Genomic DNA, 24,581 nt, shown 5'->3' on the forward strand with positions numbered 1-24,581 from the left:
ATAATTTATATTAATTAACAATTTAGGATTTTAAATTGAATTATGTATCTTTTCTTATAAACAGTAACTTATTTATAATTTATTTAACTGAATGGGACATCGTCTGCATTTTACATTACTATCCGGGAAGGCACTAAATCTATTATTAAAAAAAAGATTCTGCGAAGTAAGCTGCATTAATTTTATATAATTTTCCACAATCTTCTGGTGAAGTTCATTAAGCTGTATTTTTTTCTCTGCATACAATATTTTATTATCAAGTAAAATTTCAAGCATTTGGTTTGTCATTTGAGAATTTACTTTTATAACTTTCAATTTATCTTCCAGTTTGGACAGGAAATCTTTGTATAGCCGGAACATCTTTAACTGGGTTTTTATTTCTAAGACTATACTTTCTGTTTCTACAGAGAATTTTTGTTTCTCTAGCGAAAGCATGTGGTTTAAATAATTATTTTCCATTTCCAGTTCTGCAAGCTTTATATCTTTCTTTCTGCTTGCAGGAAACAGAAACCCAATTCCAACAACATATTCTTTTCTAAAATCTGCCGATTCAAAATCATTCAGACCCAATTCTACATAGTCTATAATTTTTTTGTAATTGGATTTTTCTATATTATACTCAAAAGTATTAGATTCTATTTTGCTTTTAATTGTCAGCATGTCTCCCGAAAAATGATCTGCCGGTACTAATTCTGATATATTTCCCTCAATTATTTCAGCGGCTATATAATTGTCTATACTCTTGAAATCTATAGTATTTTGTATATTGAGTTGAGTTGCTAATTCTTTTTTTTGAGTTTCCAAATTATACAACTTTGTTTCTTCATCAAGTTCAAGGTCTAATATTTTCAGCTGTGTTTCATTAATATTTTTAATTTTCGCAGGATCCGAAACTATAATTTTCGTTAAAAGTTTTTCTTTCTCCTTACAGGCTTCAATCAATACAGTCAATAAGTCAGACTGATTGTGAGTAAAATAAATATTACTCCATAAAAGTACGGTCTGACATAAGTTTTCTTGGGCAGCAAGCTCAGCAGTCTGCTGAAAATTTTTTTCCTTCCATTTCATATATTCTGTTTCAAATTTTCTGGCTTTCAGAGGTGCAAAGTTTGCCCTTAAAGAGCTTCTCTGTTTAGAAAACTGAAACTGATCTGTCTTTGTGCTCAATGATACTTTTTGTATTAGCGGTGAAGAAAATGAATATTCCAAAAAGTTCTTTGAAGGCTGTAGAAAAGTTTTCAGATGATCTGCAAACGTGTAATCCTGTGCATTTATTTTCGACAATAGTCCAACAAAAATTAAGGTATATAAAATAAGTTTCATATTCCTCTGCGTTAAAATTTTAAAGAGAAAAAGCTATTTTTCTTTTTTGCAAAAGTGATCATTACTTTTTCATTTTGTAATAATTTATTATTCTTGGGAACTTCTATAGAAATATCTCTTCCGTAAGTAATTACCTCTTGTATTTTTCTTAGTCGCGGAGGTATTTCTACCAGCCTGGAGCCAATCTCATTTATTTTCCCCAGATAGGATCTTTCGTTATCCCGTATAGACTGTACGATAAAGAAGTCTCCTTTTTTAGGATCCAACGGAATATCTTCATAAATATAGCCCTGCACACTGGAAGCCGTAAGTTCCGAAAGCATCAGCAACAACTGAAATGAAGGTACATTTTCACCCTGCTCACATAAAATATTTCCTACAATTCCGTCTTCAGGAGCCAATATTTCCAACTGTGTTACTTTTTTTTCCAGTAGAGAAGTTGTGTTTCTTAAAGCGGAAGATTGTACTTTATTGATTTCCTGAACCTGATGAATCTGTGTATCTAAATGCTTTTCTTTAAGACGGGCAGATTGTAACAATTCATTTTTTTGTTCTTTCAACAAAGTAATCTGAGTATCTATTTCTGAAAAATCTAATGTATTTTTATCTACGTTTGAAAACTGCTCAACAAGTTTTATTTTATTCTGTTTTTCCGTTTCTAATTGCTTAATCTGAAGATCAAGCTGTTTTATCTGGTTGTAAGAAGTGAAGTTGGATGAGTGTAGTTCCGAGTCGAGATTATGCATATTCTGCATATTGAAAAGGGTGTTTTCTTTTGCCTTTAATTTGTTGTTCGTAAGTTCATTATTCAGTTCTCCCTGCGATACAATAAGCATTACATCTCCTTTTTTTACTTTTTGCCCCTGCCTTACCAGGATTTTTTCGACACGGATATTTTGTTCACATTTTATGTCGGTTTCCCTTTTAATTGCCACTCCGTAAAAAACGATACCTTCCCGATTGATGCTTGCAAAAAAATAAGTCACAATGAAAATGCTGAAGAAGGCAATGATATATACAAGATTATTCTTAAATACTTTCATCTTATAAATAATTTTGATTCTGGTTCTCGTTAATAAACCTGAATTTTATATCTTCAACTCCCTCAAAAGCTTCAATTTCTCTTACCAATTCCATAATTTCATCTTCTTTCCGAAGCTCAATCCAGTAATATCTTTCAAACGAATCACCGCTAGGTATTTCACCTGTTGTTTTTACTGTTTTAAAGTCAAAAAATACAGTATACTTACAATATTTTTCTAATAGAGATTTCATGTCTTTTTCCTGTTGAAAGGCTCTATTGTGAGTGAATTGCAATTGATATTCTGCCACTTTAAGAATACTGAGAGGAGAATACTTAAAAATAATGGCCAGTAAACAAAATGTAACGGTGCCTATAATTGCCATCACAACCCCGAATACTCCGCAGGAAATCCCTATCATGATTATGGCAAACATAAAAGCAACGTTTCGTGGGTTTCTTATATTTGTACGGAACCGTATCATAGCTAATGCTCCCATCAATCCCAATCCTCTGGCCAGGCTGTCTCCAATTGCCATTACAATGGTCGTAGAAATGACGCCTATAAAAATCAATGACTGGATAAATTTATTGGTATCCGGATTTTTCTGGGTAGTAATCTCATACGTGAAAGCAACCAGTGAACATAAACAAAAGCTTAAAATGATAATAATTAAATTATTGATCATGCTGGGCTCACTGCTGTTTGATTTTAATAATTCTAACATTATTTGTGTTTTAAAAAAATTATAAAGAATAATCTTTGATTTATTACGGAAGTCTGATACAGAAAGAAAAGTATTGAACATTTTTCCAATACTTTTCAACTATAAGTAAAATAAAGATCAGTTTATCTGACATCTACAAGAAAATCATATCATAAAAGACTATCCGTTTCCAGATAGTCTTTTGTATCATTAAGATTTATTTTTTGATAATCTTGAATGTTTCTGCTTTATTATCAGCAGCAACGATTCTCATAATATACATTGCTGTCGGCAAATAAGCTATATTAACTATATTCTGTTTTTGTTTCAGTTTTGCAGTAAATTCTAATTTACCCGACATATTATATATATACACTACAGAATTCTCAACAGGCATATCAATATGAAGTTCTGAAGAAACCGGGTTTGGATATACTTTTACATTTGCTTTCGGCTCAACTTCTACTTTATTATCCTTCTCCTTTTCTTCTTCTTCTTTTGGTTTTTCTTCTATCGCTGTTTTGGCAGTTGAATTATTATTAATAAGTACCGCCTCCCAACTTTGCGGCAATGCATTATCAAGGTTATTATTAATGAGTTTCAGATAATATCCCTGTCCGTTTGCCTGAGTTGGCCATGGCGAATTCTTACTATACGTTACTACATCTGCAACAGTTCCCGTTGCATCTTTGAATGTTATCGTTTCTCCGTCGTTACTCAGGCTTCCGCTGGTCCACTGATATTTCGTAAGATTGCTGAACCCTGTGATCAGAGAGGTATTTTTCACTAACATCATCGTCTGGTTTGGCGCTAAAGTAGTTCCTGCCGGGAATATATAGTTAATGGCGTCTGAAATGGTATAACCTGTTAAATCCAAAGGTTTATTTCCGGCATTACTCAACAATAAAAACTCGGCATCGGCATTACTTTGAGGCTTATAGTTAATCCCTGAAATTACCAGCTTACCTGCTATTCCTTTGGTAACTTTTATAGCCTGATACGTAATAGGCCCCCAGTTGTTCGTCGTAAATGCTCTTGAAACAATGGTATGATTTCCTATAGGCAGTAAAAATCCGGCAGTATACAATTTAGCATCCGGAGAAATAACGCCATCATTTCCCATAGGATCGCTGCCGTTAATCGTATAATATACTTGTGTTCCTGAATTAGGATTTGTAATCGTTACAGGTGCTTCATCAATAATCTCTGCTGCAGAATTAATAGTTGTTTTGGAAAGCGTATGCGCAAGTCCGTTTGAAAGCCATTTGGCGATGTTATAATTTACACGTTCCGGCATTTCATTGATAATTCTTACATTACTTTGTTTCCACAAGGTATAAGCATTGCTGGTAAAGCCCAGCCAAGCAGCATCCATTTTATAAACCAGATCAAGTTCCTGAGCGGCGCTTTGCACTTTCGCCTGTAACGCGGCAGCTGTAAGCGGAGCTCCGTCTGTCTGCATCTGCATAAGAACCTGATCTTTTACCAATGTTCTGAATTCAAGATTTCCATTGTTTCCAATGAAAGGCGAAAATAAGGTTCCCGGACCATTCAATCCATAACCTGGTATTGCCCATTTCGTAAGATAAGTCCCTCCATTTACCCAATTTTGCTTGAAAAATCCTCCGTCAGTATCATTGATCATGAATCTGAATTTCGTAAAATTAGGTGCATCATTATGTCCTATTGCAATAGCTTCATTTTCTGTGTCACCCATCATATACATCAGCATAAACTTGATATAATCATCTACATCTACTTTTTGCTTGAACAATTGGAAATTTTTTGTTGCTGCTGCATTTCTCACCTCATTCCATTTCTGAGGATCGCCATCTCCGGAGTATACAACACCAAAAGACCATAGAGCATCCTGCATATTCACATGGGTATAATTATCACTGTCATCTCCAAAATATTCTTCCAGATTTTCTTCACAGAAATCATCACGCATAGTTTTAATACCTTTATAAACACCGTTTACATACAGATGAACAAATTTAGTATTCAAAGCAAATTTCCCCATCTGCTTTTGCGTATTCATGAATACCTTCTCGCTGAAACGTGAATATCCTAATCCATAAACATTTCTTGACGGCCCATCCTGTCCTTCTTTTAGCTGAATAGAATTGAATTTATTGGATGGCGGATAAAGATCACCCGGAATCGTCTCAAAAAAATTATATTCCGCTTTTTTTACGTTCCAGTCTTTATTAAACTTAAATTTAATTCCCGGATTTGGCCAATAGGCAGAACTTTCTTGTCCGAATATTTTGACCCCTGCATTGCTATAGAAAGTTTTGTTATTAGGGTTAATATTATTATCTATATATTCAAAAGAGCTTCTTTGATAAGTACCATTCATTAATGAAGAGTTTGTAGATACGGACACAATTGGTATCTGGGATAAGCTCTGTGCATACTCTGAAGATGTAATATTGTTTTTGTATTCCCATCCTGTTTCATTGGCAAAACCATCGGATAAAAAGTAGGAATTTGCGATAACTCCGGAGTTATTACCATTTGCATCATAGGCATAATATTTTACTACCGAATTTTTGTTGATAGGAATTGGCCCTGTGTAAACAGTTCCTACCGTTTCGGATGGAAATGCTCCGTTTACAGTATATCTGATTGTAGATCCTGATGGTGCCGTAATGGAAAGATTAAATCCTGTGGGATAAACTCCTCTTTTATGACTTATTCCTGTTATCAGATTAAGTTTTGACAGCTGATTGCTCTTATTATAAGAGTCTTTGATGAAGCCCGTAAAAGAACCTGAACCATCCTGCATGCGACCATAGCTTTCATTAAACGGCATTTCCGGAAAGTCTACATAATCCTGCTGAATGACTGTCCCGTTAACTTTTCTGGATAAATATAATTTCTCCCCGGAGTTTTTTAGCTTGAATTTCAAATGCGCGTCTCCTGTTTCTGGTTTTTCATCGGCAGATACTACCAAAAATCCTTTGGCCGGGACGCATAAATTTTTAAGCTCATGAAGTGTTCTGTTTCCATTTTTATTTGAAATGTAAACTCCACTGTTTTCATTATTAAAGTATACGGGATAATTATGATTATTGTAAATCTCAACCCAATCTTCTCCCTGGCTCAAAGTTCCCTGAGAAGATACTTCATTAATATACAGCTGTGTCATGTTAGCCGGATTCTGCTCTATTCCTTCTATGGTAAGCGGCTCTGTAGTACCCGCTAAGACAATCTTCAATTTAGGCTGTAAAAATTCATTGGAGTTTCTGGAATGGGTAATCATGGATCCTTCGACCGTCTCAAATTTGAAAGCTAAGTTTTGCCCTGATTTCCATCCATCCAGAATATTCTGATGAATAATATTTTTTAAGTTAGGCGTTTTATAAATAGCCTGGTTGGATGCATTGTTTTCACTCACAGCATTCCATTCTTGTTGAATAGTAGTATAATCTCTGTTTGTAATTGAATTTCTTACTGCTGTATAAATCTCTGCATCCCTTAATTCCGATGAAATCTTAATTTTTACAGGAGTCGTAGAATTCCCGTATTTATAAAATTCGATCCATGCACTCACTACTTTTGCACCTTCAGGAATAGAAACATTGTCAAATTTTACGGTATTAATTTCTGAATTAGCACCTGTATTAAAATTAAGAAGCCCGTTCAAGTTTACGTTACCTGTTGAAATATTTTCGGCAGCGTCATTATCATAATTTGCTACGTAATAAATCTTTTCTTCATCATCAATCTGAATGGGACTTGCTGTAGAGCCAACTATTACGCCAATTGTATATTCTATAACCAGACGTGGCTGAAGAAATTCATTTCCATTTCTTGAAAAGACATTCAATGGAGATGTAGATTCCGGAAGGGATTCAAATTTAAATGCCAAACTTTGTCCTGGCTGCCAGCCTTTTGATCTGTTTTCGTCTATAATTGTACGCAAATTCGGAGTCCTGAATTTTTGTTCATGCTGAATAGGAAAATTTAAATTAGTCGCAGAAAGTACAACCTGATTGGCAGAATAATTCCTTCCGGTCACCTGATTGATAGTATTGGTGTAAACCGAAGGATTTCCGATTTCAGAATTAATTTTTATTTTAGATCCGGAAGTATTGGTATTTCCGTATGAAGAAAACTCGATATAAGCATCGGTAATTTTCGCATTGGAAGGTATATCAATACCATCAAATTTGATCGTATTTGTTTGTGGAACGGCAGGAGTACCTCCGCTCAAAGATAATACTCCTAAATTAACATCAACATTCCCTAATGCCAGATATTGTGTTGCATCATTTTCGGTGAGTGCAGTATATCTTGTTATCTTTCCTTGGGTAGGCATTGCTCCTACGCTTGGTCCCTGATTATTATTTAAATATTCAACAACCAAACGCGGACTGTAGTTTGCCCATCCATTGGAAGACCATGCATTGGCAATCCCTCCATTTCCTTCTATTAAGAAAGCCATACTTTGACCGGATTGCCATCCAACCAAACGGTTTTCTTCTATAATATCCTTTAAATTTGGTGATGTCTGCTTCGTATTTGCAACATTCCAGGAATTTGTAATTCCCCAGCTTACTTGTCTTTGAGAATATCTTCTTGAAGTAATATTCTGCCTGGCCGTAGTATACGCCAATGAATTTCCCAATTCTGTTCTAAACTTCAGCTCAGCATTTGCAGCATTGCTTCCATAAGAATATAGCTCAATATAAGCATTGACAACTTTTGCATTGTTGGGGATCTGTACATTATCAAAACGCAGTACACTTACTTGCGGGAAAGCGCCATATTTCCCTCCTAACTCCAAGACGCCACTATCCAAATACATATCGCCACTGGTAAGTATCTGCTCCGCGTCATTATTTCCACTTGATATGACTACGCTTGTAGATCCTGTTGCTGACCAATAATCAATAACCAAAGTCGGGCGATATCCCGCAGGCGCTGAAAAAGATTTTACGGTAAAAGCTCCCTGCTCATTTCCTGTAAAACGAAAAGCAATATTTGCATTAATAATACCTGAAGGAAACATTTGTTGTAAAATACCTTTCAGTTCCGGTGAATTATACTGCTGATTCACAACGCAGGTAGTAGTTGTCCAGGTTACCGACGAAGATGTATAATTCCTGGATTTAATATTAAGGCCTGTGGATGCAGCAGTGGATGTGGGATAAGGAAGCGAGCTCCCGATCTCTCCTTTAATATTAATCACAGTACCCGAATTACTTGCCTCATCGCCATAAAATACAATGTAGGCATTGTTGATAATAGCATCAGACGGAAGCGTAACTCCTTCGAAACGCAAAAAGGTTTCCTGAGAACTTGCTCCGTCTTTGCCATGCAATTCTAAATCTGAACTTGTGAAGTAGGCAGTATTATTCTGACTAACTTCTACGTCGTTATTCTGACTACTTAGTTCAATTTTAGCTTGGTTTTGGGCTAGAATAAAAACACCGTAGCACATTAATAACAACATGCTAATTTTTTTTCTCATCTTCAAATAAACTTAGTAAGGTAATAAAGGAGAAAGCAGGCTTTCTCCTTTTTAAAGAATAGCATATCAGCTATTCTATCTATATATAAATATTTGTGTTTTTAGGGGAACTGTCTAGTTTCCGTAAACCGGGACATTTCGTAAGGCCCAGGCGAAAACATTGGTGAAAAGCTGGGCAGTTGCCACATCACTATTATCTCCATATTTATCACCAAAAATAAAAACTCCGGAATTATTATCTATATCTGCAACCATAAGGTTTCTGGAGGTATTACTGGTCATTACCCCATATTTAACTGTACCGGGAATATTGGTTGCTATATATGCTCCATTACTTCCCTGAAACGGTATAGAAGTTGGGGTAGTATAAGGAAGGGTATATCCTGTAGGAGATACAAAAACCTGGCTTAAGTTTGCAGGAATTACAGTAGCTGTACCACTGGCACCTGTTTCAACAAAATACCCTAAAGCTTCAGAAAATGGAAGTTCATTAGTTTCGTCACCCTGATCAATTAAAACTCCTTTTCCTGAATTTGCCCAGTCCTTAACCAATGCAACAGCAGCACTGTTATATTCACTGCTGCTGCGTCCGTTCAGATATACAATGGAAGCTGTAGCAAGAGCATCACTGATGGCAATTACTGATGTTGGACTTACACATTTCACCTCAATGCTTTGTGTGCCGGCATATGATAATGCAGACCCAACCGATCCTCCTGCAGGGGCAGCTCCACCATTAAGCCATGTCCCTATTTTTCCACCAGCCTTACTTGTACTACTATTACAGCCCGAGATCAAACCAGTTGAAAAGTTACTTCCGTTGATATTTACAACGATCAGCTTGGATGTTGATCTGGTAAGAAACGTAACCGGCACATTAGTACATATAATTCCGTTTGTATTAGTAATTGTAGGCTTTATAGTAACCGTTGCATTGTATGTTCCTACAGCACCCGGCGTACCGCTGCTTGGATATAAGATAACATTTTGATTTCCAATACTCGTAAAGCTTCCTGAAGCAATAAATGTGATCCCGTTTACGGTAGCCGTATAATTATAAACTCCCAGTTTTGTCACTCTTACTGGTATATTAATATAAATATTTTGCTGAGATATAGGTTTGTTGATATCATATGCTCCTGATACAGATATGAGATTACAATCCGTAAAATCTACATTTCCCTGTTCCTGGCCGCATAAACTTTTCCAGTCTCCTGTAGCAGTGGCTGTATCCCACACCCAAATATCGTAGCAATTGGAGGTTGTATTAAAAATTGTTAACCCGTTTTCTGAAGCTCCGGGAGCAATATTATCTCTTTCCGTTGTAGTAAGACGTGTTAAAAGAGTACCTGTATTCCTGTTTTTAGAAACTACATCAAGGGCTGATTTTGAATTGGGAGTAGTTGTGTTGATTCCTACCTGAGCATTTGCTGTGAATGCGGCTAAAGCTATAGCCACAAATAATAATTTTTTTTTGATCATAATGGTTTTTTATTTTTTTAAGAATGGGCAAAGATAAATCGAAAATCTAAAGCATATTTTCATAGCTTAAGTGAATACTCATAAGGACTCATTTTTTTATTATGTAAAAACAAAATGCTATATATCAATAAGATAAATAAATATTTTATAAAATCACTTATCATCAAAAGTTTTTTTAAATTTGCAACATCCCTTAATAAAACAACACAAATGTCAGATCAAATTATTACAAAAGCGCAAGCAGCTTATCATATCCAAACTGAAAATGCGATACGAAAAAAATTTTTGATACAGTTTCTGTATTCATTAATTGTAATGTCATCTGTTTTTGAGGTTATATATTGGATTTTCGATTTTATAGTATTATTTCTGATTAATGCTATCGGTTTGATAATGCACGCCTTACTTTTAATTTATTTTTACAATTTTAGATTAACAATTATAAAACTATTTGCTAATCTTTATCTTATTTTCATTTCTATCTTTATTACTGTATTCGTTATATTATTATGGAAGATTGAGTCAGTTATTTTGATGTGGTATATTCTTGTACCATTAGGAGTAATAAATCTTTTTTCCTACAAAGCTGTAATAAAATGGGGTATATATGTTTTAGCTCTTGCAATTTTAGTTTTTATACTGCCATTTGATCAGTTTTATGCTATAAAAGTTGTCGATCAGCACTTTCTTACTTACTTAAGTATTTTTACCTTTATCAGTATATTATATCTGGTATGTCTTATAATTTATTATAAAGAAAAGATTAATATGTGTAGCTCTGATTTCTTACCTATATCAGAAGATGAAGGCACAGACTATGAATTGTCAAAGAAAACCTTAACCACCGTATCTTCCGCAGATGAAGACAGTAATAAGTACAATGAATTATTTGAAGAAATAAAAGTTTACCTGGAAAAAAATAAACCCTTTAAAGATCCTGATTTTAGTATACAGCAACTTGCCGCTGAACTAAATAGCAACAGTACTTATATATCTCGGGCTATTAACATAAAAACTAATATGAATTTTAAAACTTTCATCAATAAATACAGAATTAATCAGGTAAAGCAGGAGCTAAATAATATTGACAATGATAAATATACTCTTATGTATATATACACCAGCGCAGGTTTTAAATATCAATCTACTTTCAATAAAGTTTTCAAACAGATAGAGAACATAACTCCTTCTGAGTATATAGCACAAAAAAATAAAGATTCGGAAGGTAAAGATCCACAGTAATATATTTTAAATAGAAATATTAGAACGGTTTTACATCGTTAATTTCTAAGTTTGATCTTCATTATTGAAAAGTACTTCATAGATACAGGCTGTCCTAAAACAGTCAAATAAATTTGATTATATTTAAAAACTCCGCGAAGCCGCGGAGTTTTAGGTTAGTTAAATGGTAATGAGATTAGTTATATCGTATTGCTTTATCAATTTCTATAGGATTATTATTTCTCTTAATATTTTTCTGCATCATTTCAGAAAGTTCCTTGAACTGTTCAGGACTTCTTACTTCCACTCCCATCACCATAAAACGTGCGGCGGGATTGGTATTGTTTTTATAATGCTCTTTAAATGTGTGAAGTGGATCGTTATAATAATCAAGCATCATCTTTTTAAGCCTGGATTCAGGAATTTTAATGGGATTCTGGCCACCGAATTTTTCCAGGATCTCAAGAGTCTCATATGTCTTAGAAATCTTATAGCTTTTTACTAAGGAAAATTTAAAGTTGTCTTTATCATCATAAATTTCAAAGATCATTCCAGGCAGGCCTCTGAATTTATACGGACCTTCATTTAAGCTGATATCTTTTGTAAACCAGGCAGTCCAGTTTCTGCCTCCAAACTTCGCAGTCGCTTTCTGTACATTATAACCGCCGATTGTTTTGGTTTCGTTATCAAGATCCCAGTCAATTTTATCATTAGTTTCTACCAAGAACATATTCTGAATCATGATATAATTTGAGTTTATGGTAGAATTTCTCTTTCTCGTTAGCGCAGGAGTATCATCCCAGATTACATTATTCTCCCCTCTTGTTTTATTAATGGAATCGGTAACTACAAAATCATAATTATAGAACTTCACGTTCTCCGGATTCACATCCAATACCATACTTACTTTTCTTTTTTCTGACGTCGTAGAATCTGTTTTAAAATGGTATTCATAAATGAATCTATGTGTTTGTGCGGTAAGTGATATGCTAAACATCATCATTACAAGTAGAAATCTTTTCATAGTAATTTTTTACAAATATACACATTAAATAGAACCTTGCAATACATAATACTAAATCTTTAGAATATTTTTCAACTACTTTATGTGAAATAAAAAAATCCCTTTTCTTTCGAAAAGGGATTAATATCATAGCACGCTTCGACTACGCTCAGCGTTTGGAAACTCAATTGTGAGGACCAGAAAACTTCATCATTCAGACTTCCGTTTTCCAGCATATTTATCACACTTTAATTTCTACGTCTACACCAGAAGGAAGTTCTAATTTCATTAGAGCGTCCACTGTTTTAGAAGAAGAAGAGTAGATATCCATCAGTCTCTTGTGAGCTGATAACTGGAACTGCTCTCTTGCTTTCTTGTTTACGTGGGGAGATCTCAACACAGTGAAGATTCTCTTGTTTGTTGGCAATGGAATAGGTCCGTTTACAACAGCACCTGTAGCCTTTACCGTTTTTACGATTTTCTCTGCAGATTTATCTACTAAGTTGTAATCGTAAGATTTAAGTTTTATTCTGATTCTTTGTGACATTTTAATCTAATTTAATATTAACCTTTAGCCTTAGCGATTACTTCTTCAGCAACGTTTGTAGGAGCAGCTTCGTATTTCTCGAATTCCATAGAAGATGTTGCTCTACCTGAAGATAACGTTCTAAGAGAAGTTACATAACCAAACATTTCAGAAAGCGGAACGAAAGCTTTGATAACTTTAGCGTTATTTCTGTCATCCATACCGTTTACGGTACCTCTTCTTCTGTTAAGGTCACCTACGATATCACCCATGTACTCTTCAGGAGTTACCACTTCAAGCTTCATGATCGGTTCCATGATAACTGCTTTAGCAGCTCTACCCGCTTCTTTGAATCCCATTTTAGCAGCTAATTCGAATGAAAGCTGATCGGAGTCAACCGCGTGGAAAGATCCGTCCTTAAGAACAATTTTCATTGCCTCAACTTCGAAACCGGCCAAAGGACCGTTCTTCATTGATTCTTTAAATCCTTTCTCAACAGCAGGAATAAATTCTCTAGGAATGTTACCCCCTTTAATTTCGTTGATGAATTCAAGACCTGTTTTACCTTCGTCTGCAGGACCGATTTCGAATACGATATCTGCGAACTTACCTCTACCTCCGGATTGTTTTTTGTAAACCTCTCTGTGGTTAGCTTTTTGTGTAAGAGCTTCTTTGTATTCTACTTGTGGCTGTCCTTGGTTAACCTCTACTTTGAACTCTCTTCTCATACGGTCTACGATGATATCCAAGTGAAGCTCACCCATACCTGAGATAATAGTTTGTCCTGAAGCCTCGTCAGTTTTAACCTGGAACGTAGGATCTTCTTCAGCTAATTTTGCTAAAGCGTTACCCATTTTATCCTGGTCAGCTTTCGTTTTAGGCTCAACAGCGATACCAATTACCGGATCCGGGAATATCATCGATTCAAGAACGATTGGGTTCTTTTCATCAGATAGGGTATCTCCTGTTTTAATATCTTTAAATCCTACAGCTGCACCGATATCTCCAGCTTCGATATACTCAACCGGATTCTGCTTGTTTGCGTGCATCTGATAGATTCTTGAGATTCTTTCTTTGTTGTTTGAACGGGTGTTCAATACATAAGAACCTGCATCAAGTCTTCCTGAATAAGCTCTGAAGAATGCTAATCTACCTACGAACGGGTCAGTAGCAATTTTGAAAGCTAATGCAGCGAAAGGCTCATCTACAGATGGTTTTCTTTCAATATCAGCATCAGTTCTTGGGTCTGTTCCTTTGATATTATCCTTATCCAGTGGAGAAGGAAGATATTTACAAACAGCATCAAGCATAAACTGTACTCCTTTGTTCTTGAAAGAAGAACCACAAGTCATTGGGATAATAGAAAGGTCAATAGTAGCTTTTCTAAGCGCTTCGTTGATTTCTTCTTCAGAAATTGAATCCGGATCTTCGAAGAATTTCTCCATCAAAGTCTCATCATAATCAGCTACCGCTTCTACTAATTTCTCTCTATATTCAAGAACTTCATCTTTCATGTCTTCAGGAATCGGAACTACTTCATAAGTAGCACCTTGTCCGGCTTCATCCCAGATGATTGCTCTGTTTTTAATTAAGTCTACAACTCCTTTAAAATCTTCTTCAGCACCGATTGGTAAAACGATTGGAACTGCATTAGATCCTAACATTTCTTTTACTTGTTTTACAACGTTCAAGAAGTCAGCACCCTGTCTGTCCATTTTGTTTACGAATCCCATTCTCGCCACTTTGTAGTTGTCTGCAAGTCTCCAGTTTGTTTCAGACTGAGGCTCTACACCGTCTACGGCAGAGAAAAGGAATACCAAACCGTCTAATACTCTCAAAGATCTGTTTACTTCTACTGTGAAGTCAACGTGTCCCGGTGTATCGATAATGTTGAAGTGATAAGGCATTGTTTCAGGTAATTTCTTACCTTGATCTGTTGGGAAATTCCAGTTACAAGTAGTTGCAGCAGAAGTAATGGTAATACCTCTTTCTGCTTCCTGTTCCATCCAGTCCATTGTAGAAGCACCATCGTGAACCTCCCCAATTTTGTGGTTTACACCTGTATAGAATAAAATCCTTTCTGTAGTGGTTGTCTTACCTGCATCAATGTGAGCAGCAATACCAATATTTCTTGTAAATTTAAGATCTCTTCCCATTTCAGATTAGAATTTGAAGTGTGAGAAAGCTTTGTTTGCTTCCGCCATTTTGTGAGTATCAGTTTTCTTTTTGAAAGCAGCACCTTCTTCTCTTGCAGCAGCTACTACTTCATTAGCCAATTTCAAAGCCATAGACTTATCATTTCTAGCTTTAGAATATTTGATTAACCATTTCATTGCCATAGAAATTTTTCTATCAGCTCTGATTGGCATTGGGATCTGGAAGTTAGCACCACCTACTCTTCTGGAACGTACTTCTACGTGAGGCATAACGTTTGTTAATGCATCTTTCCAGATTTCAAGGGCTGTTTTTTCAGTATCTCCTTTTTTAGTTTCTACAATATCCAACGCATCGTAGAAAATTTTGAATGCGATTGACTTCTTACCGTCAAGCATTAAGTTGTTTACGAATCTAGTTACCAACTGATCATTAAATTTCGGATCTGGTAACAACGGTCTTTTTTTAGCTTTCGTCTTTCTCATTGTCTTATTCCTTATTTAATGATTATTTTTTCTTTCCTTTAGCTGGTGCAGCTGGCGCCTGACCTGGTTTTGGTCTCTTAGCTCCATACTTTGATCTTCTCTGTGTTCTTCCATTTACACCAGCGGTGTCTAAAGCACCTCTTACGATGTGGTAACGTACTCCCGGTAGGTCTTTCACCCTTCCGCCTCTCACCAATACTATCGAGTGCTCTTGAAGATTATGTCCTTCGCCCGGGATGTAGGCGTTGACTTCTTTACCATTAGAAAGTCTTACCCTTGCAACTTTTCTTAGTGCAGAGTTCGGTTTCTTAGGAGTGGTAGTATATACTCTCGTACATACACCTCGTCTTTGTGGACAAGAATCAAGGGCAGCCGATTTGCTCTTCTTGGCAAGCGTGGCTCTTCCTTTTCTTACTAATTGTTGAATAGTAGGCATTTAATTGCTTTTTATTTTAGGGTGCAAAAATAATAATATTTTTTTAATTAACAAGTAGTTATATAGAAATAATATTTTTATTTAAATTTTAATTAACAGACACTTACGGTTGGGCCACGATTGTAACCTCAACATTTCTGTCCCATTTAAAGCTTCTGATATTTTCCTTAAGTTTTTTAAGATTATTTTGATCCACAGCATAAATAGAGACCTTTTCTCTTGCTACGGCAATCGGGTTTTGGATTTTCAGTTCAGCTACCTTTTTCCAGTTTTTTGGAATATGGTTTTGCAGCCAGGCATCATAAATGATCGCAATATCATACCGGTTATTGATAGTATAACGACTCAGAAAATCTTCAAATTCAGCATCAGGGGACCTTTTATTTTTATTAAACCTAATAGTTTCTACAGAACCTAAGCCTGCGGTATCCAACAGATGAATATTCGTAAAATAGCTAATGGCCCCAATATCATTAGCCACAATTTTTGACTCATTATAATAGGTATGCAGAAATTTTGCAGACTGCATTTGCTGTTCATAAATATTCTTCCCGCCGTTTTCCAGCATTTTGTGAGCGAATGAACACTTATACATTAGTATAAAAATATTTATCAATACAATTCCGGTAATTAATTTCTCTCTTTTAATATAACTTCTGAAATTTTCGAAAAGCCCTTTAAGTTTAGGAATAAGAGCCATTGAAAAGCCAGTGAGAATATAAGCCTCATACCTGAACAAACCTTTAAGATCTGCAAACATGGAGTGACAAATCATCAGGAGTGAGATTACAATCAACAAAAAATTACTCCTGATGATCTCATGAAAACTTTTCGTTTTATAATCTCTCATAACGAAAATCACACTTAGCAAAATAGGGAAAAAGCCTATTTTATAAAAACTTACATTGAATAAAAGGTTATCCAAAAAAATTGTTTTTAAATGAATCGGTAAATTTGAATCCAGGCTCAATGTTGTTCCCTTTACCATTACGGAATTCGGGAACAAATATCCATCGTGCTGATAATTAAACCAACAAAACAGCATGATCGGGATAAAACCTGTTAGCAACACCAGAAGAGCTTCTCTCCATTTTTTAATCAATGCAAATACAAATGCAAGAATGACAAAATAAAACATACTTTCGAAGCGCACCACTCCCATCAGCAATAATGAAAGGTAAAATCCCGCAAGTGAATATTTATTTTGAAGGGTTGATAAACAGTATATGTTCAACACCAATAAAAAGACATGAAAAACATGCTCCATACCCGACAAAACCTGAAGATGCAACACTGAAAAAAATAGCGTAAACAAAATGGAAATAACAATATTTTTACTGCCACTGAATATTTCTGAAAAATACCGGCTCAGGACATATATTATCGCAAAGCCGAAAACAACATTAAAATACAGAGGAAGATGGTCATCATTTCCGAAAAGACTTATTAATACACTAATAACATAAGTAAAAAGCGGTGATGAAGAAGTTGACGAAAACTGATATTTGGTAACTCCCCAAACATCGTACAATGCAAAATTCTTAGCTATTGCCAGATGAATATAGGCATCATCAATAGGATAAATATACTGTCCGTCTGTTTTGGAGACAGAAATAAGAAAATATACTGAACATATCACCGTAAAAACAACAGTAGAAATTAAAAATCCTTTTACAGCAAACTTCGGATTGCCCATCATATAAATTAATTCTAAGAATTTCAAAGATAAGTATCATCAATCACGATTTTACTATTTCGGCATAATATTTACTTAAATTTGTTGTACAAAAATAAACTATCATCAATATGAAAAATGCTAATATTATAGGACTTCAGGAGGAAGACTGCCGAAAAATAGCAGAAAAGCTTAATGTACTTTTGGCCAACTATTCAATATTTTACCAGAATACCAGAGGCTCTCACTGGAATATTAAGGGAGATCAGTTCTTTACCCTACACCCGAAATTTGAAGAACTGTACAACAATCTGGTATTGAAAATAGACGAAATCGCAGAAAGAATACTCACCTTGGGCTCAACACCTGCCCATAATTATTCTGACTATCTTAAGGTGGCAACCATACAGGAAAGCCAGGAAGTAAGCGATGCAAATAAAAGTGTTGAAAACATTCTTAATTCTTTCAAGGTAGTGATCGACCTGCAGAGAGAGCTTCTTGACATTACGGATCAGGCCGGAGATGAAGGAACCAATTCTCAAATGAGCGACTACATTACTGAACAGGAAAAAGAAGTTTGGATGTATAATTCTTATCTGGGTAAATAATAAATTACACACCATAATTAAAAAAATCACCTTACATTTAGGTGATTTTATTTTTATTAATTATATTTGCGTATAAATTACACAAAAATGCACGACGTTCGACTGAATTCCATTTTAGACAATGATTTCTATAAAATTACCATGCAGAATGCAGTGGTAAAACTATTTCCAGGTTCTATCGTAAAATATGAGTTTATCAACAGAGGAAAACATCAGTTTCCTCCTGGTTTCGATGCGGCTTTGAGAGAAGCTGTTAATAAAATGGCAGAGCTTAAACTTACCAAAGAAGAAAAAAAATACATGGCAAGAACATGTCCATATATTGACCTGCCCTATCTTGATTTTCTGGAAGGATATCACTACGACCCGTCCGAAGTCAAAATTCACCAGGAAGGATGTGAACTTTCTGTCATTGTAGAAGGACTGTGGTACAGGACGATTCTTTGGGAAGTCCCCTTGTTGGCATTAATCAGCGAGCTTCATTATGAGATGAACCACATGGAAAGAGATTCCAATGATGTGGTTATGGGCAGAACACTTGAAAAAGCGGCTACTCTGGAAAAACTCGGAGTCAATTTTGCAGAATTCGGAACAAGAAGAAGACATTCCCATAAAGTACAAAATCTGGTAATGGAGGCATTGACCCAGAATAAAAATTCAACATTTATCGGAAGTTCCAATGTGCATTTTGCCATGAAATATGGAGTTAAGCCCATCGGAACACATGCCCACGAATGGTTTATGTTCCACGCAGCAGAATACGGTTTTAAAATGGCCAACGAACTTGCCCTGGAACATTGGGTAGATGTATACAGAGGTGATCTTGGGGTCGCTCTCTCAGACACGTACACAACCGATGTGTTTTTCCAGCAGTTTGATAAGAAATTTGCCAAGCTATTTGACGGCGTACGTCACGACAGCGGAGATCCGCTTGAATTTGCAGACAAAACCATTGCTCATTATCAAAGACATGGCATCAATCCTTTATTCAAATATATTATTTTTTCAGATGGGTTAAATCTTGAAAAGGTGGAGGAAATCACCAATTACTGTAAAGGAAAGATCGGCGTATCTTTCGGAATCGGGACCAACCTGACCAATGATGTTGGTCTAAAACCTATGAATATTGTGATGAAATTAATAGGAGTTCAGGCCCCGAACTGCGATTGGATCCCTACTGTAAAACTTTCCGATGAACATGGAAAATACACGGGAGATCCTAAAATGATTGAACTTGCTAAAGAGTTTTTAAGAATAAAAAATTAATAATGAGAAAATTTTTAGTACTGCTGTCCCTGTGTTCCCTTCTTTCGTCCTGCGTTATTACAAAAGGTAAAGACGGAGAACCGGGAAAACCGGGAAAAAATGCTTCAAACGCAACTTCCTCAACTACATTCAACCAGGAACTCGCCACAAAGCTTGGTGCCGACAAATATGGCATGAAGCCATACGTTATCGTAATGCTCACCACCGGCTCTGCAAAAGTTGAGGATAAAACCAAAATGGGAGAGTTAATGAAAGGACATTTAGCCAATATCAGGAAACTTTCCGACGAAGGGAAGATTGTTGTTGCAGGTCCTTTTTTAGAGAAAAGTAAAGAAGACTATCGTGGTATGTTTATCTTCAACACCCAATCAAAAGAAGAAGCAGAACAATGGGTAAAAACTGATCCTGCTGTAATGGCCGGAGTTTTCAGTTATGAAATTTTCCCGTGGTATGGATCGGCTGCGTTGCCGATGTACCTGAAGTACCATAAGGAAATTGCAAAAGAAAATCCGTAAATCAATGGGATTTTACAGTAAATTTTCAGAACAAGACCTTATTGAATCTTATAAAAATCAAATCGACTATCAAGGTAAGCCAAGTAAAGAACTCATAGAAGAGATTAAAAAAAGAAGTTCTTTGAAAGAATTTCAATTAAAAGTTGAGGATCAAAAAAAGACATTGGATGAAAGAAATAGAATTATTAGGGAGATTCATCAGCATTATATGAATAAATCTTCTGAATTGGAATGCCTCACACAAATCAATTCTGATATATACACTAAAAAAGAAATCCGTTTAATGATTCATCAGAAGTATAATCACATCAGCCAGAATGTTGAAAATCTAAAAGTCGATTCGGACACTATTCTATTTAGCATATTAGGAATTATGGTTTCAACGATTGCAAGTTCTGTCATTCTTTTACTATGCTTATACCAATTTGAATTCCTTGCAATATTTCATTTTTATCTGATTATCCCGGTCTATATCATCAATTATCTGATCATAAAATCTATAACACGGAAAACAAGGGATAATCTCGTGGTCTTCCTCGCAACTTTTATAGCAACTATTTTGAACGTTTTAATATTTATTCTTTTACTGAGATAAAAGATTCTTACAACTGTATAGTTACTTAAACACAGCCTCGCATAATTTGTGAGGTTTTATTATATTTATTAAAAAAAACAAACCATGAAAACCATTGAAGAAGTTTTGAAAAAATTAGATGATATTATCCTTTGGGCCAAACAAAACCAAAGTTCCATCGGATATTTTGCCTGCACCTACCGAATCATGACTGCAGCGGTTCTGAAAGGAATCCAGCAGAAAAAATTCGAGGACAATCCCAGGTTGATACAGCTTGACATTGCCTTTGCCAACCGTTACCTTGATGCATGGGAAGCATATTCCAAAGGAAAAAAATGCACCAACTCATGGTTTATTGCCTTTGAAGCAGCCAAAAATAAAAACCTGCTTATCCTACAGCATATTTTTCTCGGTATGAATGCACACATCAATCTTGACTTAGGAGTTTCTGCAGCTTCGATTATGCCCTACAGGAAAATTAATCCTCTAAAGAAAGATTTTGAAACCATCAATACCGTAATTGCATCAATTAATCAAAAAGTTCAGGATTCATTGAATCAGATCTGCTATCCCGTAGATTTAATTGATAAAATTTCAAACGGAAAAGACAATACCGTCCTGGATTTCGCCATTTCAAAAGCAAGAGAAACTTCCTGGGCATCGGCAGTCATCACTTCAAACACGCCCGGCATTTTACGGGAATCCGTCATCGGTATTATCGATTATGCCGCAGCAAAAGTTGCCACACAGATTATACACCCGAAAGTTCTGACACCGGCACTGCTTAAGGAATTAAAGAAATGCGAAAGCAGTGATATCGTGAAAAACATTGAGACCCTGGCTTCAACAAAAAATACATAAGTACCTCATTACTTTATATCCAGTCTTTTCAACAGGATAGACTCCATTTTTTCATATCCTTTTGCGGTAGGATGAATTTCATCTTCCGTATAGATCTTATCCAGTCCGTTTCGTGAATCTTTCATTGCAGAATGATAATCCACGTAAGGAATATTATGATTTTTTGCATAGCTCTCAATCATTGTATTGAGCTCGATCACCTTTTGTGCCGGATACATATTCTTTCTCCATCCAAAATCATATGCAGGAAGAACAGAACATAGTACAACTTTAATATTATTTGCCTTAGCCAGCTCTGCCATTGAAACAATATTTCCAAAAACTTTATCCAGCGAAATCGGACCCTGATTTTCAGCAATATCATTCGTTCCGGCAAGAATAATTACCCGTTTCGGTTTCAAATTAATAACATCCAGCCTGAATCTCAAAAGCATCTGTGAAGTTACCTGTCCACTGATTCCCCTCCCTACAAAATTATGTTTTGTAAAGAACAACGGATCTGTAGAAAACCAACCTTCTGTAATAGAATCTCCCATAAATACAGTGTTGGGAGCTATATTTTGCGACATGATCTCCTGATTTTGTTTTTCATATTTAGCATAGTTGGCAAAATCCTGCCCTGACAATACGACTGAAAACATAATGGCTGCAATACTTAAGAATTTCATTAAAAAATGTTTTAAATTTAAAATGACAGAATAATGAATAATATTTACAAATATACGTTTTGAAATGATCTTAAACTTTACTACGAACTATATTTAAAAATTTTATTTTGAATTAAAAACTTACGGTTTCCCGGAAAAGAAATCATCTTTCCTTTTTGTAATTTTGGAAAATGGAGATCACATATTTAATAATCGGATGTATCGTCGGCGGATTTATCGGGGCGCTCATTCAGTATTTCGCCGTAAAGTCATCAATGATTTCAAGAAAATCTTTTGATGAACTCAATAATCTGTATATCAAAAGTAATTCTGACCTTGAAAATGCCAATCTCAAAATTCAGGAGCTTAATCAGCATATCATTACTGATAAAGAACTAAATCTGCAGCAAAGCGATCTGATGAATGATTTAAAAAACGAGTTTGCAAAAATCTCAGCAGAATACTCTTCTCTGAATGCCCAGTTTCTGGAGCAAAAGCAGGTGCACCTTAAGCAGTCTTCCCAAATTGAAAATCTTCTGACAGAAAAACAGGCTCTTTTTGCCAAGAATTCTGAACTTTCTGCCATCAATGAAAGCTTACATAAGTCGCTGGAAACCCAAAAACTGGAGATTACGAAAATCCAGGAAGAATCCAAACTGCAGTTTGAGAATCTCGCGAATAAGATTTTAGAGGAAAAAGCGGAAAAATTCACGACTTTAAATCAACATAATCTTAAAACCATTCTTGAGCCTTTTCAGGAAAAAATCACCGACCTCAAAAACCGCGTCAATGAAGCTTACGAAAAAGAAAACAAAGAACGTTTCTCACTGGCAGAAAAGGTAAAAGAACTTGCCGAACTGAATCAGCAGATTTCCGAAGATGCCAAAAAGCTGACCCGCGCTTTAAAGGGTGAAAGCAAAACGCAGGGAAACTGGGGAGAAATGATCCTGGAAAGCATCCTCGAAAAATCCGGGCTGGTAAAAGGCAGGGAATACTTCCTGGAACATGAGCTCAGAGATGAAGACAACAAAGCATTGTTTTCGGAATTCTCGGGGAAGAAAATGCGTCCGGACGCGGTCGTCAAATATCCGGATGAAAGAAATGTGATCATTGATTCTAAAGTTTCCCTTACCGCTTTTACCGAGCTTGTAGATGAAACCGATCAGGATGTATATCGTATCAAACTAAACCAGCATTTGTCATCCATAAAAAATCACATTTCCCAACTGAGTCAGAAAGCTTATGACGATTATGGGAAATCGCTGGACTTCGTGATGATGTTTATTCCCAGTGAACCGGCTTATATCGCTGCCATGCAGTCAGACCAAAACCTATGGAATTTTGCGTACGAAAAAAGAATTTTACTGCTCAATCCCAGCAATCTTATTACTTCTTTAAAACTGATTGCCGATCTATGGAAACGTGAATACCAAAACCGGAACTCTATGGAAATTGCCGACCGCGGTGCTCGGCTGTACGATAAATTTGTCGGTTTTATAGATAACCTGGAAAAAGTAGGAAAGAATCTTGATATGGCCAAAAATACTTACAATGAAGCCTACAAACAGCTTTCTACAGGAAACGACAATCTGGTACTGCAAACCCAGAAACTAAAACAACTTGGCATAAAGAATAAAAAAGAACTTCCTCAAAGTCTCATCGAAAGTTCTCAAGCATACCTTGATCTTACGAGGGAATAATATTTTTTAATTTTACCAGCCTCAAGCTCCGGCCTTCGGCCGGAGCTTGAGGCTGGTAAAGGATCACACCAAGCCATTTTAAAAAGATTTTACATAATTTTGCAGCATGGTAATAGAAAGCTTTCAGAACGAAAAAGTAAAATACATCACCAAACTCCTTACCGACAACAGATTTCGTAAAAAGTCGGAAGTTTTTGCGGTGGAAGGACAGCAGGAAAATGACCGTGCCCAAAGATTCGGCTTTGAACCTGTAGAGTTTTTCATCTGTGAAAATATCTTTCAGCAGGAATTACCGAAAGGTAAGATTCATCTTGTAAGTGATAAAGTGTATGAAAAGATTGCTTACCGCGGAAGTTCGGAAGGAATCATCGGAGTATACAAAACGAAAGAAACCGATCTGTTTTCTTTTGAGCCTAAGGAAGACTCTACGATTATTGTAGTGGAAGGCGTTGAGAAGCCCGGAAATCTGGGCGCCATTTTAAGAAGCTGTGAAGCTTTCGGCGTTGACGGACTTATTGTTTCTGACGGAAAGACGGACTTCTACAACCCAAATGTAATCCGATCCAGTGTAGGCTGTCTTTTCGGGATGAATGTATTTCAGGCAGAAAATGAGCAGACCATGGAATTTCTGGATAGAAATGGCTACAACATTTACACTACCATTATGGATGAAAGTTCACAGAATCTTTACTTAAGGGATTTCAGACAAAAATCAGCTGTTATTTTCGGGACCGAACATTCGGGGCTCAGTGAATTCTGGTCGGGAAAGGGACAAAACACTCTTATTCCGATGGCTGGAAGCATAGACTCACTCAATCTGAGTAATGCCGTAGCAATTACATGCTATGAAACTCTGAGACAGAAAAGTTGACTTACCTAAGTCTATTTTATATAA

General features: G+C 35.8%; 20 protein-coding genes. 8 read left to right on the forward strand and 12 right to left on the reverse strand.

The window, feature by feature from the left end; all coding sequences use genetic code 11:
* Positions 1 to 72: 72 nt before the first annotated feature.
* The 5 genes from HHL20_RS11425 to HHL20_RS11445 form a co-directional block, all read right to left on the reverse strand.
* Positions 73 to 1,323 (reverse strand): hypothetical protein, encoded by a 1,251-nt coding sequence (locus tag HHL20_RS11425; protein ID WP_169231326.1) that lies wholly within the window; start codon positions 1,321 to 1,323, stop codon positions 73 to 75.
* A gap of 11 nt (positions 1,324 to 1,334) precedes the next feature.
* Complete coding sequence (locus tag HHL20_RS11430; RefSeq protein WP_169231327.1) at positions 1,335 to 2,366, reverse strand: HlyD family secretion protein; 1,032 nt, start codon at positions 2,364 to 2,366, stop codon at positions 1,335 to 1,337.
* Between the two features lies 1 nt (position 2,367).
* Positions 2,368 to 3,072, reverse strand: a complete 705-nt coding sequence (locus HHL20_RS11435) for a DUF4956 domain-containing protein (RefSeq protein ID WP_169231328.1) — start codon at positions 3,070 to 3,072, stop codon at positions 2,368 to 2,370.
* Positions 3,073 to 3,268: 196 nt separating this feature from the next.
* Positions 3,269 to 8,515, reverse strand: a complete 5,247-nt coding sequence (locus HHL20_RS11440; protein ID WP_169231329.1) for a lamin tail domain-containing protein — start codon at positions 8,513 to 8,515, stop codon at positions 3,269 to 3,271.
* Positions 8,516 to 8,647: 132 nt separating this feature from the next.
* A complete protein-coding gene (locus tag HHL20_RS11445) occupies positions 8,648 to 10,015 on the reverse strand; it encodes a hypothetical protein (protein ID WP_169231330.1) in 1,368 nt (455 codons plus the stop codon).
* A 210-nt stretch (positions 10,016 to 10,225) separates the two neighbouring features.
* Here HHL20_RS11445 and HHL20_RS11450 point away from each other — a divergent pair, with 210 nt between their 5' ends.
* On the forward strand, positions 10,226 to 11,257 hold the full coding sequence (locus tag HHL20_RS11450; RefSeq protein WP_169231331.1) for a helix-turn-helix domain-containing protein: 1,032 nt from the start codon (positions 10,226 to 10,228) through the stop codon (positions 11,255 to 11,257).
* A 175-nt stretch (positions 11,258 to 11,432) separates the two neighbouring features.
* Here HHL20_RS11450 and HHL20_RS11455 read toward each other — a convergent pair whose 3' ends face one another.
* The 6 genes from HHL20_RS11455 to HHL20_RS11480 form a co-directional block, all read right to left on the reverse strand.
* Entirely contained in the window at positions 11,433 to 12,260 is an 828-nt protein-coding gene (locus HHL20_RS11455; protein ID WP_169231332.1) for a GLPGLI family protein, read from the reverse strand.
* A 220-nt stretch (positions 12,261 to 12,480) separates the two neighbouring features.
* Complete coding sequence (gene rpsJ / locus HHL20_RS11460) at positions 12,481 to 12,786, reverse strand: 30S ribosomal protein S10 (protein ID WP_002661363.1); 306 nt, start codon at positions 12,784 to 12,786, stop codon at positions 12,481 to 12,483.
* Between the two features lie 17 nt (positions 12,787 to 12,803).
* Positions 12,804 to 14,921 carry an elongation factor G gene (gene fusA, locus HHL20_RS11465; RefSeq protein WP_169231333.1) on the reverse strand — a complete coding sequence of 706 codons (2,118 nt, stop codon included), beginning with the start codon at positions 14,919 to 14,921 and terminating at the stop codon, positions 12,804 to 12,806.
* 6 nt (positions 14,922 to 14,927) lie between these two features.
* On the reverse strand, positions 14,928 to 15,404 hold the full coding sequence (gene rpsG, locus HHL20_RS11470; RefSeq protein WP_169231334.1) for a 30S ribosomal protein S7: 477 nt from the start codon (positions 15,402 to 15,404) through the stop codon (positions 14,928 to 14,930).
* 22 nt (positions 15,405 to 15,426) lie between these two features.
* A complete protein-coding gene (rpsL, locus tag HHL20_RS11475) occupies positions 15,427 to 15,840 on the reverse strand; it encodes a 30S ribosomal protein S12 (RefSeq protein ID WP_027381287.1) in 414 nt (137 codons plus the stop codon).
* Positions 15,841 to 15,943: 103 nt separating this feature from the next.
* Positions 15,944 to 17,539: a glycosyltransferase family protein gene (locus HHL20_RS11480; protein WP_169231335.1), complete on the reverse strand. Its 1,596-nt coding sequence runs from the start codon at positions 17,537 to 17,539 to the stop codon at positions 15,944 to 15,946.
* 107 nt (positions 17,540 to 17,646) lie between these two features.
* Here HHL20_RS11480 and HHL20_RS11485 point away from each other — a divergent pair, with 107 nt between their 5' ends.
* From HHL20_RS11485 to HHL20_RS11505, 5 genes are all read left to right on the forward strand, one after another.
* Positions 17,647 to 18,123, forward strand: a complete 477-nt coding sequence (locus tag HHL20_RS11485) for a Dps family protein (RefSeq protein WP_169231336.1) — start codon at positions 17,647 to 17,649, stop codon at positions 18,121 to 18,123.
* An 87-nt stretch (positions 18,124 to 18,210) separates the two neighbouring features.
* Positions 18,211 to 19,389 (forward strand): nicotinate phosphoribosyltransferase, encoded by a 1,179-nt coding sequence (pncB, locus tag HHL20_RS11490; protein WP_169231337.1) that lies wholly within the window; start codon positions 18,211 to 18,213, stop codon positions 19,387 to 19,389.
* Positions 19,390 to 19,391: 2 nt separating this feature from the next.
* Positions 19,392 to 19,904: a YciI family protein gene (locus HHL20_RS11495; RefSeq protein ID WP_169231338.1), complete on the forward strand. Its 513-nt coding sequence runs from the start codon at positions 19,392 to 19,394 to the stop codon at positions 19,902 to 19,904.
* A gap of 4 nt (positions 19,905 to 19,908) precedes the next feature.
* Positions 19,909 to 20,499 (forward strand): hypothetical protein, encoded by a 591-nt coding sequence (locus HHL20_RS11500; protein ID WP_169231339.1) that lies wholly within the window; start codon positions 19,909 to 19,911, stop codon positions 20,497 to 20,499.
* A gap of 84 nt (positions 20,500 to 20,583) precedes the next feature.
* A complete protein-coding gene (locus tag HHL20_RS11505) occupies positions 20,584 to 21,339 on the forward strand; it encodes a DUF5995 family protein (RefSeq protein WP_169231340.1) in 756 nt (251 codons plus the stop codon).
* An 8-nt stretch (positions 21,340 to 21,347) separates the two neighbouring features.
* Here the strand turns inward: HHL20_RS11505 and HHL20_RS11510 are convergent, their stop codons facing one another.
* Complete coding sequence (locus tag HHL20_RS11510; RefSeq protein WP_169231341.1) at positions 21,348 to 22,007, reverse strand: SGNH/GDSL hydrolase family protein; 660 nt, start codon at positions 22,005 to 22,007, stop codon at positions 21,348 to 21,350.
* Positions 22,008 to 22,177: 170 nt separating this feature from the next.
* On the opposite strand from HHL20_RS11510, the gene rmuC reads away from it, so the two are divergent.
* Positions 22,178 to 23,686, forward strand: coding sequence for a DNA recombination protein RmuC (rmuC, locus tag HHL20_RS11515; RefSeq protein ID WP_169231342.1), 1,509 nt, complete (start codon positions 22,178 to 22,180; stop codon positions 23,684 to 23,686).
* 106 nt (positions 23,687 to 23,792) lie between these two features.
* Entirely contained in the window at positions 23,793 to 24,557 is a 765-nt protein-coding gene (locus tag HHL20_RS11520) for a TrmH family RNA methyltransferase (protein ID WP_169231343.1), read from the forward strand.
* The last annotated feature ends 24 nt before the right edge of the window (positions 24,558 to 24,581 follow it).

It is taken from the genome of Chryseobacterium cheonjiense, assembly GCF_012927265.1.
GTDB lineage: Bacteria > Bacteroidota > Bacteroidia > Flavobacteriales > Weeksellaceae > Chryseobacterium > Chryseobacterium cheonjiense.